This window comes from Occallatibacter sp. FHG110214_02, from assembly GCF_059115385.1.
Window position 1 is genome coordinate 87946 of sequence record NZ_JBZYWK010000013.1, and the last position, 13720, is coordinate 101665.

The following is a 13720-nucleotide window of genomic DNA, read 5'->3' on the forward strand; positions in this document are numbered from 1 at the left end:
TCCAGTTCTCTCTTATCCACTGGCACATTTCAAGCCGGGCACTCCACAGATCACTATGCAGTCTGCGGTTGAGAATGCATTTACGCTAACTGCTTGTTGGAAACTTGCGGAATTAACAGCTAGCAGCAAGAGACTTGATTTAACGCTGGATGACTGGCCTAGGCTGCGTTGCGCAAAGCGGCACTCTGGACCATGGCCAATTTTCAGCGACAGTCTACGAAAGCACGCGACAGAGCAAAACTCTGAGCTATCGCCCTACCGGATATGCGGCTGGGGCAAGCTACCGAGGCTGCCCGCTCGCCCGCCAAAACGCACGGCCAAAGCGCTTTGCCCGGCAAGGGGCAAAGGCCTGGGGATGTCATTGGGAACCTGCGGCTTTCTTTTAAGCAGCGCGAACATTAGCAGGTAGTAGCTAAGAGTGCCAAGTGTCCAGTTAAAAAGGGAAATAAGAAGTATGGTCGACCAAAATGCAGTAATTGCAGATCTCAAATCCGAATCCTCTTGCAGATTGGTGCGATACATATAAAGCCAAGCTCGCAAGAGAAAATAGGCCACGAAGATAATCCCTACTATCCCAATGTAAATCAATAATATGAAGAAGACACTATCTATAGGATAGTTGGCAATTTTTGTAGGTGCATTGGAGACATTTCGTTCAGGATTGGGAACCATGCCAATGCCAAACAATTTTCCCTGCAGATCAGCTGCAGTAAAGTGGCCATAGGCCTCCATCCATCCGGCATAACGCGAATTCATAGAATCCGTACTGGAAAGACTTGCCTGGGTGACATTGCTGCTCAGAGCCGTCACCAGCACACCAAGCCCAACTATAAACCACAATAAAGGCAGCCACACTCCAAAGCGCTGCAGCATTCGATTCGAGAACACGAAAATAGAACACAGGCAGCATACGAAACAAACAAACGTCAGTCGCGTGTAAGTGGCATAGCATATAAAAGCGGCCGCCGCTATGATGAGAATTCCGTGTACTGTTCCGTAAAAACTGCGGCAAAATCGCGCGCCAAGCGCCGCGACAAATGAACAAAACAGTCCCAGATTAAGACCATTGTTAAACAAGCCGAAGGCTCGCTGAAGCCCTCCACTAAAAATTGTGGCTGGGGCTACATAGGTCTGATCATCGCTTGCCGTAGCAAGTATTGGGGTATTGGTAACATACTGCATGAGTGCAATGATGAAATTCACCCAGAAGCAGATCAGAATAAGCGTGGTAAATGTGTCTTCGCTTATCTCAATCGGACATGCCGAACACACAGCGGCCAGCGTGAGCGCCCAAAAATAGGCGAAATATGTATCAAAAATCTCTTTAGCGCCCAACTCTTCTATGAAGTGCAAACTGGCTGAATCGAGAACAAGAAATGTCAATAGCATTAACACGGGTACAAGCAGAGGAGAAGGAGTGAACCTCACCCGGATCAAGCTTGTAAAAAATACGCAGCCTATAAGATAGAGAGGAACAATGACGATGGGAATTAGTAAACGTCCCCCAAAAATTGCTATTTCAAGTTCCGGAAGAGTTCCATCCATCATTAACAATAAGAGGCATAGAGCCATGGAAAAACGCACAAAGAGCATCGGCGAAAGGATTGGTGTAGTTGCCCCAGGAAACTGTGCCATATTAGGGGCTTGTTGAAAGCTGCTCAATTATCCAATTCCTTTCGCGCAATCTTCCCGCTAATGACATTCTACGCATATGCCGACAAGGCGGAGATCATGATCTGCAACCCGCGCCAGGCGGCACAGTCAGTAAACTTTGCAGTTTCTGCACCGCCACGGCCAGTATCTAGAACTGGTAGATAGCTGCGGAAGATGCTGCTGCGAGCAGAGTTGTTATGCCCATAAACGCGTTACGCAGATAGCTGAACGGGACATATACGATGTCGTCCGCTTGGAGAGCGATATCCGTCCTTTTGCCTTTCTGCATGGCACTGAGCGGCAAAGGTATTTCCACGTAGGAACCATCCGGCTGCTTTCGCACCAACCGAGCCTTCGACGGCACCGCAGTGGGAGGCGTTCCACCAGCTAAAGAAACAGCCTGCAGCACCGAAAGCTTCGAATCATTCGTAGCCATCGGATAACCGCCAGGGCGCACTACATCCCCAAGCATATATACGACCTCAACCTTGGGAACCATCACAATATCGCCGGGATAAACCTTTAAATTCGAGTCGAGAGCCGTCTTGGCGATGTTGGAAATAAAAACATCCTCTCTCGCGCCCGAGGCGTGCCTCTCGATGGTAACCTTGCGGTTCGCATTGTCCAACAGTCCACCCGCAAGCGCAACCACATCCAGTAAAGAGCGTGGCGTTGTGATTGGATAGGCTCCCGGAGCACGCACATACCCTAGCACAGTTACAGTTTGAGTGGCCGGCTGATCGATCGTTATGCTAACGTGCGGAGCTAACAGATAGTGGCTATTAATAAGTGCCTCACGGACTACTTCCGCAGCCTGGGCAGGAGTCAAGCCAACAAGCTTCACACTCCCTCCAAAGATAAGAGGTAGCGTCCCTGCATCCGTGACACGCGCAGACTGCTCCAGTTCCGGAGATTCCAATACCTTCACATGCAGGAGATCGCCTGGGCCGATGACATAACTCTCCAACTGGCCGTGGAGCACGGTGCCAGCAAACACAAATGCCAGCAGAATACTAAGCATCTTCATTGCGCTTCTCCGACTTCTTTTCTTCATAACCGTACTTGGTACTTCCGTAATATCCGTAATAACCATAGTAGGCAGCAGATCTGACGGGAACACCGTTGAGAAGTACGCCAATCGCCGGAAATGCCGGATTGGCAGCATGAGGAACAAGAAGCTGTAGCGACCGCTTCAAACCGATTCGCGTGGTCTGTCCGGACCGCGCCACAAGCACAGTGGTATCCGCCAATTTCTCAATTGCAAGAGCATCAGACACGGCGAGCACCGGCGCCGAATCGATCACAATAAAGTCATACTCAGATTTCCACTCATCTAACAAGGTCATCATGCGTTGAGAGGCTAATAGCTCCGCTGGATATGGGGACACAGGGCCAGCGGCAAGGAATTTAACCCTGTCATGACCAGGAAGCGACAGCGGCGTAACAACCGTGGCAGAAGCAGCAAGCAACTGGCCTAAGCCTGCAGTCGGATGTATCCCTAATCTTCCACTCAAGCCAGGTCTGCGCAAGTCACCTTCAATGAGGAGAACACTTTTGCCCATCTGACTCAGCACGACGGCCAAGTGAAAAGAAATTGTCGATTTTCCTTCGGCAGGGCTACCGCTTGTAACCAGGATCACCTTAGGAGGCTTTCCATCTCCCGAGGTTGAAAGCAGAACAGTGGAACGTAAGTTGCGTATGGCTTCCACAAATGGAGAATAGTCCTTCTCTGCATCCTGCCAAACGAGAAGAGCGTTTTTCTTTTCCTCCAGTTGAGGCAGAATGCCTAGCAAGGGAGCACCAATCGCTTCCACCTCTTCGACACCCTGCACCTTGTTGTCCAGCGCATCCGCAAGCAGGCAAGCGCCTCCTGCAAGAGCGCCGCCAAAAAAGACTCCCAACGCCAAGATCACCGGAACATTGGGTGTGTGCGGGCTGTCCGGCTCGCTGGCAGGCACCACAACGGAAATATTCGAGGACTTCAGTCCTTCTACAATGCCCGCTTCCTTCAGACGCTTCAGCAGGTCTTGATAGAGCTCTTGACTCTGATCCGCTTCTTTTGCCGCAATGGTGTACTCAATCGTCTTATCGTTGAGCTTCTCTGCCTCGCTGCGATTAGCCTGATAAACCGACTTCAGGCCCTGCTCTGCTTTGAGAGCAACCTCATAGTCGGTCCGCGCACGCTCTCCGATACGTTTAACTTCTTCCTGAAGCAACTGGTGCACGCGATCCAACGATGCGCGCTCTTCAACGAGCTTCGGATAGGCGCTCCCGTATACGGCTGCGTCCTGTTTGACTTGCGTATCCAGCGTTGCTTCCTGCTGGCGCAAGTTCTGGATTAGGGTCAGAGAGTTCTGAACTCCTTGCCCAGAGGAGCTTGCCATGGTGGTACCGACCAACTGCGAAATTAATTCCGGATCGCCTGAACTGGCAACCTGATACACAGACTGCTTGACAATTCTGTTTAACTCCGCCCCGGAATACTGCGTGGTTGAGGCTTGCAACCGGTCAAGGACAGGACTAAAAATTACAGGCTTGCCCTGCATGTCGGTGGCGCCAACGCCAAACAAGCCGGTATCCTTCTGCATTTGCACGACCTTGCTTTCAAGATCGGCACTCTGCTTTCTCAAATCAGAAAGCTGCCCTTCCAGCCACTGCGATACCGAGGTTGTCGCATTGAATTTCGTCTGGAAGGTAAAATCGATCAACCCTTGAAAGAGATGGTTAACAACGGCCGCGGCAACCTTCGGGTCACGATTGCTGAAACTGACATCAATCAGCCTTGTACCGGAGTGCACTCTCACAGCCAAGTGGCCTGCAAACGCTTTGAGGGCAGCAACGCGCCGGTGCGGTGCGTACTCAATGGGCACGCCAACCGGATCGGCAGTCCCTTTCGGAGTTATGGCCGCAAACACCCAATGCAAAGGATTAAACCTAGACTTAAAATCCTTATTGTCCTCCAGATTCATATCCTTAATTACTTTAAGAGCCAGCGTATCGGACTTAAGGATATCTGCCTGTGTCTGGAGATCAAGGTTGGCCGAAAGCGAATCCCCTGCGCCGCCGCCACCATCACCCATCATACTTTGGAGATCAAGCGCATCCGAACTAGACTTCTGTAATTCAATAACACCGGAAGCCTGGTATCTCCGCGTCATAAAAATGCACGCAAGAACGGCCAACGCCAGTACTACAAAAAAAGTGATGAATCCGACGCGTCTTCTACGTTGAAATATACGAATTATTTCTTGAAGAGAGGGTTGGGAATTTTCGGCGTTACTCACCTAATTGCGGACCTCACTATAGCTTAGTTTCCGGTTGAGTCATAGCATAACATAGGAGATAGACAACTCTTTATATTTCAACTGTTTTGATTTCGACTATCAAGTAGACTACTCTATAGATTCTGATTAGGTTTGACTTACCCACATTTCAGTTGTTTTCTACCCCGGTCTCGATCAAAATTTCGAGGACTACTCTTACAATCTGTCACCTAAGAATAACCGCTGCACCTGAGGAAAATCTTGTTCACGTAAAAATAAATTCCCTGACCATCACGGGCGTACGACATACATACAACCATACAACGCATCTTTAATTGCGTGGACCATGCTTTGGAGCTAATGAATGCATATTCTTATTCTGGGAACACGGGGAATCCCTGCGAAACATGGCGGTTTTGAAACTTTTGCAGAAGACCTTGCCCTGTTCCTTGTTGGATGCGGCCATGAAGTAACCGTCTACTGCCAGGTTGAGCCTGAAGGAAACATTACAACAGATAAGTGGCGCGGTGTGAATCGCGTTCTTGTTCCGGGAGGCGAAGGCGCACTCGGAACAGCAATTTTCGATGCGAAGGCGGCATGGCATGCGTCTCAAAGCAACGGGGTAGTATTGACACTTGGATATAACACGGCAGTGCTTAGCGCGCTCTATCGTTTGCGGGGTGTGCCCAACCTGATGAATATGGATGGGATAGAGTGGAAACGAGCTAAGTGGCCTCCACTCCATCGGGCATGGCTATGGATGAATGAATGGTTCGGCGCCCGACTGGCTAACCATCTTGTTGCCGATCATCCGGAGATTCGCAGACACCTGGAAAGGCACACTCCGGGTAAGAAAATTTCCACCATTCCTTACGGCGCTCACGTGGTTGAATCTGTCGATCAGGAAGTTGTTCGTTCGTTTGAGCTGACTCCGAAAAACTACTACCTTGTAATCGCCCGCCCTGAGCCGGAAAACTCCCTGCTTGAAGTAGTGCGCGCCTACTCGCGGCGCCAACGCGGAATTCCGCTGGTAATCCTGGGGAAATATGAACCGGAGCTGAATGCTTTTCACCGGAAGGTGCTTGAGGCGGCAAGTCCAGAGGTTCATTTCCTTGGAGCAATCTATGACACGAAAGTGGTCCAGGCATTGCGCTACTATGCGATTGCATATATCCACGGGCACCAGGTAGGAGGAACGAATCCCTCCCTGGTGGAGTCTTTGGGGGCAGGGAATGCGGTCATCGCTCATGACAATCTGTTCAATCGCTGGGTCGCGGGAGATTCCGCGCGTTTTTTCAAAAATGAAGATGAGCTTGAGGCAATCCTTGATTCGTTAACGCAAAACCCAGAGCAGCTCCAGACCATGGAACAAGGAAGCCGCAAGCGCCACCATGACTCCTTCATGCTGCATGATGTTTTGGCACAGTACGAAGAGGTACTGCGCTCCTGGGACCGTGGATGATGAATTTCATCGGAGCACGGCATAAACATGGTATCTTGAGAACGACTGCTCACTGCATAGCTCATGCGGAGCAGCTACGGTCGCGCAAACATAAATTTCAGGGGCCATCTGAAGGCTCTTCCGGCCGTCTATTCAAAGCTCATTCCTTCGTCATCTGTGCGAAAATTGTTTCATAGTGGTAGATATAATTTCTGATATCTAGCTTAGGAGTTGTGGAGTGAACGACAAGATACTTGTAACTGGTGGTGCAGGTTTTATTGGTTCCAATTTTGTCTTGACCTGGATAGCAGCTACAAATGAATCCGTAGTAAATCTGGACAAGTTGACCTATGCCGGAAATCCGGAAAACCTCTCTACGCTCAACAGCAATCCGCTTCATACCTTGGTGCGTGGAGATATCTGCGATGCGGAACTGGTCAGTTCCCTGCTACGTGAACACCAGCCACGCGCTATTGTTCACTTCGCCGCGGAGAGCCATGTTGACCGCTCCATCTCTTCGCCAGGTGAATTTGTACGCACGAACGTAAATGGCACCTTTACGCTCCTAAGCGAAGCGAAGAAATACTGGTCTGAGCTAGAAGACGACGACCGAAAGGCCTTCCGGTTTCTCCATGTGTCAACGGATGAAGTTTATGGCACGCTTGGGCCGAATGATCCAGCGTTTTCTGAAACGACTCCGTATGCTCCCAACAGCCCTTATGCGGCATCTAAGGCAGCATCCGATCACTTGGCGCGTGCTTACTATCACACTTACGGCATGCCCGTGCTGACGACAAACTGCTCGAACAATTATGGCCCTTTCCAGTTCCCCGAAAAGCTGATTCCTCTGGTGATTCTGAACGCTCTGAACGGTAAGCCTCTGCCTGTATACGGCGACGGCAAGAATGTGCGCGACTGGTTATTTGTGGAAGAGCACTGCTCGGCGATTCGCAGGGTGCTTGAGAGCGGACAGCCGGGTGAAACGTATAACGTGGGCGGAAACAGCGAAAAGACCAATATCGATGTCGTGCATGCGATCTGCGACATTCTCGATGAGATCAAGCCCGATACCGCGATTGGACCGCGCCGCTCGCTCATCCGCTTTGTGCAGGACCGCCCGGGACATGATCGGCGGTATGCAATCAATGCAAGCAAGATTGAGCACGAACTCGGCTGGAAGCCCGCTGTGCAGTTTGAGGGCGGTCTGCGAAAGACAGTTCAGTGGTACCTAAATAATCTCCAGTGGGTAGAGAGCATCCGCACCGGCGCTTATCTCGACTGGATTGAGCATAATTACGCGGAGCGATTGGCCTAATGAAAGGAATTATTCTGGCAGGCGGGTCAGGTACCCGGCTTCACCCCGTAACCCAGGTTGTCTCCAAGCAACTATTGCCGGTTTACGACAAACCCATGATTTATTACCCGCTCTCCACGCTGATGCTGGCTGGATTGCGCGACATCCTGATTATCTCTACTCCCCAGGATATTGGCCGATTTCGCGATCTACTGGACGATGGACATAACTGGGGCATCAATATTACCTATGCGGTCCAACCCAGCCCGGATGGTCTGGCACAGGCGTTCATTATTGGCCGTGAATTTATTGGCGATGATACATGCGCGCTTGTTCTAGGAGACAACATCTTCTATGGCCAATCCTTTTCTCACCAGTTACAGAGCGCGGCTACGTTAAAGAGTGGAGCGACGGTATTCGCCTACCCGGTAACAGACCCGGAGCGGTATGGCGTAGTGGAGTTTGACCGTAATGGGCAGGCTATCAGCATTGAAGAAAAGCCGCTCAAGCCCCGGTCCCGTTATGCAGTGACTGGGCTCTACTTCTACGACAATGACGTGGTACAGATGGCCGCAGACTTGAAGCCTTCCGCACGCGGTGAGCTTGAGATCACGGATCTGAATCGCCTTTATCTTGAGGCTGGGCGTTTAAATGTTTCAATCATGAGCCGGGGTATGGCATGGCTGGACACTGGAACCCACGATTCCCTTTTTGAGGCAGGCTTGTTTATTCAGACCATTGAACACCGGCAGGGCCTCAAGATTGCATGCCCTGAAGAAATTGCATGGCGGCTTGGCTATATCACCACCGATGAAATGAAAAAGCTTGCCGGCAAAATCTCCAAGAGCGGATATGGGAAATATCTCCTGACGCTCGCGGACGAAGATGGGTTCGTGCCGTCAATCCTTGCGGATTGACGGCGGTCGTCTTTTTCCTGTCACGAACGGCAAAATGCCAGCAACTTATAAGAATGCTTTGAGGTTATTTTCGTGGGCCGACGGATATTGATAACAGGCGCGAATGGCCAGGTCGGTACCGAACTGAAGCGGGCATTTGCGATGGATGGCGAAGTTATTGCGATTGACCGAAAAACGGTGGACTTAACCTCTGCTGAAAACCTTCGCTCGCATGTGCGCGCCATTGCTCCTGATGTCATTCTCAATCCGGCTGCCTATACGCAAGTCGACAAAGCAGAAGCGGAACCCGAGCTAGCGTGGGCAGTGAATGCCGTAGCTCCGAAAGTTCTGGCAGAGGAGGCACTGAGGCTCGGCGCTACCCTGGTGCATTATTCAACGGATTACGTCTTCGATGGCTCGAAACAGGGAGCATGGAACGAAGAGGATTCGACGCATCCACTGGGCGTCTATGGTGCAAGTAAATTAGCCGGAGAAACAAATATTCAGCAGGTGAGCGGAAAATATCTTATTTTTCGCACGAGCTGGGTTTATGGACCGCATGGGAAGAATTTCTTTTTAACCATGCTTCGGCTGGGCAAAGAACGGGACCAACTCTCCGTGGTTGATGACCAGTTTGGAGCGCCCACCTCTTCGCTTGCCATTGCGAATGCCACCCATGCCATTCTGAGCGGCGTTGAGCAGGGCAGGTTTGGTGAAGCCAGCGAGTGGTCTGGGCTATACCACATGACATGTTCCGGCTCTACGTCATGGTGCGGCTTTTCACGCTCCATCTTTGCTCGCGCCGGCAAGCTGCTGAACGGACGGATGCCAGAAGTAGCAGCCATTCCTACGATGGCTTATCCTACACCAGCGAAACGTCCATCGAACTCACAGCTTTCCAATGCGAAGCTCAATACGCGGTTTGATGTGCGCCTTCCCGAGTGGCAGGCCGAACTGGATGTGGTGATTGCAGCGCTCCAGTCAGCAGCGGGCTAATATATGCTTAGGTGTATTGTTTGCAATAGGCAATGCAGACACCACGCTGAACATTACTGCCCTAATACAGTTTCCCAGTATCAATGGAACATTCCAAGCTTCGTGAAGGGGCTTTTCTTGAGAAAATCCCCCTTGGATTCCGAGCCTCGTTCTACATCAATAGGAAACCTCTATAACGGTCCCATTCTTCCTACCACTCCATGCAGAAAGCCCAGAAAAAATGATTTCAGCTTGGGAGCTCTTGCCTCTTCCGCCAGCGTAATTTTGAGAGGAATCGTTATAAACTCTCGCAGAGTTGGCACAATCAACTGCGGAAACCGCGTGCCCCAGTGCTTTAACAGCCACACTTTATTGCGAGCATAGTAATAGCGCGCCGCAGGTCTGTAATTCTTGGTGGCGATTGTTTTTCCCAGAATTCTTTTATAGGTAGGATGGCCGGAATGATGCACTAAAACGGCATTCCGGCTTTTCCCAATCGAAAAGCCCTTTGCGCGAATTCGCAGGCTGAAATCATCGTCCACGCAATAGATAAACAGTTCTTCGCAGAAGAACCCGCATGTATCAAACGCTTGCGCAGGAAACATGCTGCCGGAAGTAATGGTCAGAAACGGCCCTCCATCCTCATCCAATGGAGTCGAGCTTTCCTGCTGGGTTTCAGGATCGAGGTAGCGAGGAACAATCTGCAGGATGGGCCTCTGAGCCGTAATCTCGCGAAAGTCTGCGACCATTGCGTCAATAAAGCCATCTGTCAAAGTGCTGTCCTGATCGAAGAGAGCAATCCATTCACAGCCTTTGTTAAGTGCGTACGATATGCCGATGTTCAAAGCCTTGGCTATACCAAGGTTGCTGCCGTTTTCAATCAAAACAAATTGGTGGTCCTGACTGGCCTTGCGTAAGATAGCAAGCTCAGCTTCCGTGGAACCATTATCAACAACCACTAACAAGCCGGCCTGAGCACGGACACCTGCCAGATTAACCAGGTATTGCACCTTGGGATGGAATGTAACAACAACTGCTCCCACCGTATTTAACATTTATCTCCATTGAATCCAATTAAGCGGAGTTTTAAGAGTCGCCACACGTGCGAAGGTAAAGCCTGTATACAACCATATATATACTATGTCCCTCTTGTAATTAGGCAAATTGGTTTGATCATGCAATTTAGCTGCTGGATAGTTTCGGCCATAGACAGAGGACAACCTGCTATTAGTCGCCGCGGCGCGGATACGGAAAGAATGTTCCGTATCCATATCATCAATGAAAAACTCGGAAGCGAAAATAGCCTACGCTTAAAAAACAACGTGGGCTGGTAGGTGATAATTACGACGCAAATGAAATGCGCATTGAGCGTGCGTTTTTTGATTAAGCAGATTGCATCGCCGGTGGGTTTCGTTTGAATAATATAACCATGAGAGCCAGATTCAGAGCTCCGAGAGAGCCGTCGGAAATAAGACTTGCCCAGGCAGCACCGAGCCAGCCGTGCGACGGAATCCAGATTATGTTAAGGACAACATTGAGAATCGCCACTACTAACTGTGCTACCGTACGCGAGTTCTGCCTGCCCGTAGTTGTGAGCGCGGTGCCGGCAAACTGATGAATTGCGCGGAGCGCTGGAAGCCAGCAAAGCCAGCGAATGGCCTCAATTGCTCCGGCGAATCCTTTGCCCGCAAACCAGACAAGGTAAGGAGAAGCGCAGAGGGTGCAGACAGCGGCGCCTAATCCAGCTAGAACAGCAATGGGAATTGCCTTTTTGGTGAACGAAAAAACGGCGCCCTGTCCCGCATGATTTAAGGCAAACATCTTTGGCAAGGATGCCGAATTGAACGCTGCCACCGGAGTAGTAGAAAAATCAGCGACGCGATATGCAAGCGTATAGATGCCGGTTACTGCGTGTGCGCCATAATGCGCCAGCATAATCTTGTCGGCATCGTTATAAAGAGATTGCGTCGAACCAGCAACAGAAAAACCAATTCCTTCTAGAAAACGACGCCGCAGCAACTGCAGGCTTAAATGTGTTTTTCCGATGGTGCGCCGCACATAGGAATTTGCTATCAACGCAGCAACGGACGACGCTGCGAGCAAACCAAGCGCACACTGAAATGCAGAAACATGATGCAGCCAGAGCAGAAGAATTCCGACCGCGAGAGTACGCAACAAGTTCGATATCATACTCAACCAAGAAGTCATACGAAAACGCTCAAATGTTTGAAATACCACGCTGGCATTCAACGTAATCTGAGCGGCCCAGCAGTTTGCAACTACCAGCACCAGGATGAGACCGACATTGCCAGCGCCAAGGACCTTGTTCGCAAATAGCGAAAGAAGAAGCGCGCATAACAGGCTGCATGCCAAGGTGATGGCAAGTGTATTTCCCCAATATTTTGTAGCCTGGCTGCGGTCCACGCTAACATACCGCATAAAAATCATCTGCGAACCTAGAGATGTATATGGCATAAATGTGTTCACCAACGCAAACGCGCCGGCATAAACGCCATACTCAGAGACGCCTAGCAGGCGTGCAAGAAGGAAGAAATATGCCGCTTGCAGGAAGAAATTCCCCCCCTGTCCCACTACCATAAGGCCGGTATTGCGAAGCATAGGACTGGATTTAAGCCTCGCCCACATTCCCTTGATCTTTGCTTTCTTCTGGGTGTCCGGATTCTGCTGAGATATCTCGGAAGTATTTGAAACTTGTGGAGTCAAATGCGGGCTCCTTATGGCTCCGGTATGCTTGAATATAAATTTTTTGATGCAATTCAAAGAGGGCTAGGCTGCCAACCATGGAAGGTTTTTGGGCTAGCTCAGAGCATTCAATCCACGCTTGAACTGGCTTAATTATATAATAATTATGTGCAGTCGCCAGGCTCCCTGAACGGGCTAAGAGCAAACAACAAGCACGCAGCCGTTACATCACCACTATACTTTTTAATCTGAATACACGCACGACACCAATTTATGACAACCCAAAAACGACGCATTCTTCTCATCCATCACAGCACGGATTTATACGGCGCCGACTTTGGCCTGCTACATACAATCGCATCTTTAGATCGATCACAATTTGAGCCGCTGGTTTTGCTGCCGGATGATATGGGAGATGGGCCTCTGCTCCCAGAACTGAAGCGACTGAATGTTGACTACGTATATTTTCGCCTTGCTATTCTGCGCCGCAAATATCTGAAGCCGCGCAGCGCTTCACGCATGGTCTGGAACCTGTTTCAGGCTATTGCGCGTCTGCGCAAACTGATCCGCGACGAAAATATCAGCCTGATATACGTGAACACCGCAGTTTGCATATCCGGCGGCATTGCCGGAAAGCTGGCAAAGATACCAGTGATCTGGCATATTCGCGAGATTATCAGCCTGCCGCGTCCGGCTCGCAAGATTATGCACCGCATTATTTATACCTGCTCATCGACACTGGTTTGCATATCCAAGGCTGTTCGTGACAGCTTCGCTAACGATGAGCCACAAGTGCTTTCCAAGAGCGTTGTTATCTATAACGCAGTACCCGATGCTGAGAGCCTTGATCCTGTCGCTTCTCAGCAATTCAAGCGGGAACTGGGAGTTCCCGAAAATTCTCCCTTGGTCGGCCTTGTCGGGCGCATTACTCATTGGAAGGGGCAGGATATTCTGGCAGAGGCTGCGCCTATTGTTCTGCAACAGTTTCCTCACGCTCATTTCGTCGCGGTAGGCAGTGTTTTCAGCGATGAATCCCATTACCTGGACGCACTCAACGCGAAAATTGCGGAGCTCGGAATTGGCGCGAACTTTCACATCGCCAATTACCGGCGCGATGTAACAACTGTCTATGGGGCACTCAGCATTCTGATTATGGCGTCCAAAAATCCGGAACCATTTGGACGCGTAACAGTCGAAGCGATGATGCAGGGCGTGCCTGTAATCGGCAGTAATCACGGCGGCACTGTTGAGCTGATTCAGCCCGGAGTGAATGGACTGCTTTTCCCACCGTCCGACTCGAAAGCCCTGGCAGAAGCTATTTGCACACTCCTGGCGAACGACAACCTGCGAGTCTCCATGGGACTAGCCGCCGCAAAGTTTGCGCGAGAGCATTTCACCATGCAGCATTATGGAATGGCAATCCGGAAGGTATTCAACAGCTCACTTGATAGCTTTCGCTCAGCGTCTGCAAATGTGTGATACCAACTTCGACTGA

10 protein-coding genes are annotated in these 13720 nt (G+C 50.5%); 5 read left to right on the forward strand and 5 right to left on the reverse strand.

The features are described 5' to 3' along the window. Nucleotides 1–255: 255 nt before the first annotated feature. From AC5S3R_RS13085 to AC5S3R_RS13095, 3 genes are all read right to left on the reverse strand, one after another. Complete coding sequence (locus tag AC5S3R_RS13085) at nt 256–1662, reverse strand: hypothetical protein (protein ID WP_494267484.1); 1407 nt, start codon at nt 1660–1662, stop codon at nt 256–258. A 139-nt stretch (nt 1663–1801) separates the two neighbouring features. After that, nucleotides 1802–2680, reverse strand: a complete 879-nt coding sequence (locus tag AC5S3R_RS13090) for a polysaccharide biosynthesis/export family protein (protein WP_494267485.1) — start codon at nt 2678–2680, stop codon at nt 1802–1804. Continuing rightward, nucleotides 2667–4937 carry a GumC family protein gene (locus tag AC5S3R_RS13095; RefSeq protein WP_494267486.1) on the reverse strand — a complete coding sequence of 757 codons (2271 nt, stop codon included), beginning with the start codon at nt 4935–4937 and terminating at the stop codon, nt 2667–2669. Before AC5S3R_RS13095 ends, AC5S3R_RS13090 begins: the two co-directional genes overlap by 14 nt. Before the next feature lie 343 nt (nt 4938–5280). Here AC5S3R_RS13095 and AC5S3R_RS13100 point away from each other — a divergent pair, with 343 nt between their 5' ends. The 4 genes from AC5S3R_RS13100 (at nt 5281) to rfbD (ending at nt 9543) form a co-directional block, all read left to right on the forward strand. Then, complete coding sequence (locus AC5S3R_RS13100) at nt 5281–6378, forward strand: DUF1972 domain-containing protein (RefSeq protein WP_494267487.1); 1098 nt, start codon at nt 5281–5283, stop codon at nt 6376–6378. Between the two features lie 217 nt (nt 6379–6595). Further along, a complete protein-coding gene (gene rfbB, locus AC5S3R_RS13105) occupies nt 6596–7672 on the forward strand; it encodes a dTDP-glucose 4,6-dehydratase (RefSeq protein WP_494267488.1) in 1077 nt (358 codons plus the stop codon). Continuing rightward, entirely contained in the window at nt 7672–8568 is an 897-nt protein-coding gene (gene rfbA / locus AC5S3R_RS13110) for a glucose-1-phosphate thymidylyltransferase RfbA (RefSeq protein WP_494267489.1), read from the forward strand. Before rfbB ends, rfbA begins: the two co-directional genes overlap by 1 nt. Nucleotides 8569–8640: 72 nt before the next feature. Next, nucleotides 8641–9543 (forward strand): dTDP-4-dehydrorhamnose reductase, encoded by a 903-nt coding sequence (gene rfbD, locus AC5S3R_RS13115; RefSeq protein ID WP_494267490.1) that lies wholly within the window; start codon nt 8641–8643, stop codon nt 9541–9543. A 170-nt stretch (nt 9544–9713) separates the two neighbouring features. Here rfbD and AC5S3R_RS13120 read toward each other — a convergent pair whose 3' ends face one another. Together AC5S3R_RS13120 and AC5S3R_RS13125 are read right to left on the reverse strand one after the other, a co-directional pair. After that, nucleotides 9714–10577: a glycosyltransferase family 2 protein gene (locus tag AC5S3R_RS13120; RefSeq protein WP_494267491.1), complete on the reverse strand. Its 864-nt coding sequence runs from the start codon at nt 10575–10577 to the stop codon at nt 9714–9716. Between the two features lie 328 nt (nt 10578–10905). Then, on the reverse strand, nt 10906–12246 hold the full coding sequence (locus AC5S3R_RS13125) for a flippase (RefSeq protein WP_494267492.1): 1341 nt from the start codon (nt 12244–12246) through the stop codon (nt 10906–10908). Between the two features lie 252 nt (nt 12247–12498). Between AC5S3R_RS13125 and AC5S3R_RS13130 the strand changes: the two genes are divergently transcribed. Beyond that, the gene (locus AC5S3R_RS13130; RefSeq protein ID WP_494267493.1) at nt 12499–13704 is read left to right on the forward strand and encodes a glycosyltransferase family 4 protein; all 1206 of its coding nucleotides are present in this window, start codon (nt 12499–12501) and stop codon (nt 13702–13704) included. Nucleotides 13705–13720: the final 16 nt, after the last annotated feature.

Excerpts from the sequence above, each read along its gene's own strand:
- AC5S3R_RS13120 (WP_494267491.1), bottom strand. The coding sequence starts at position 10,577 with ATGTTAAATACGGTGGGAGCAGTTGTTGTTACATTCCATCCCAAGGTG.
- AC5S3R_RS13100 (WP_494267487.1), top strand. The coding sequence starts at position 5,281 with ATGCATATTCTTATTCTGGGAACACGGGGAATCCCTGCGAAACATGGC.
- rfbA (WP_494267489.1), top strand. The coding sequence starts at position 7,672 with ATGAAAGGAATTATTCTGGCAGGCGGGTCAGGTACCCGGCTTCACCCC.
- AC5S3R_RS13130 (WP_494267493.1), top strand. The coding sequence starts at position 12,499 with ATGACAACCCAAAAACGACGCATTCTTCTCATCCATCACAGCACGGAT.
- AC5S3R_RS13090 (WP_494267485.1), bottom strand. The coding sequence starts at position 2,680 with ATGAAGATGCTTAGTATTCTGCTGGCATTTGTGTTTGCTGGCACCGTG.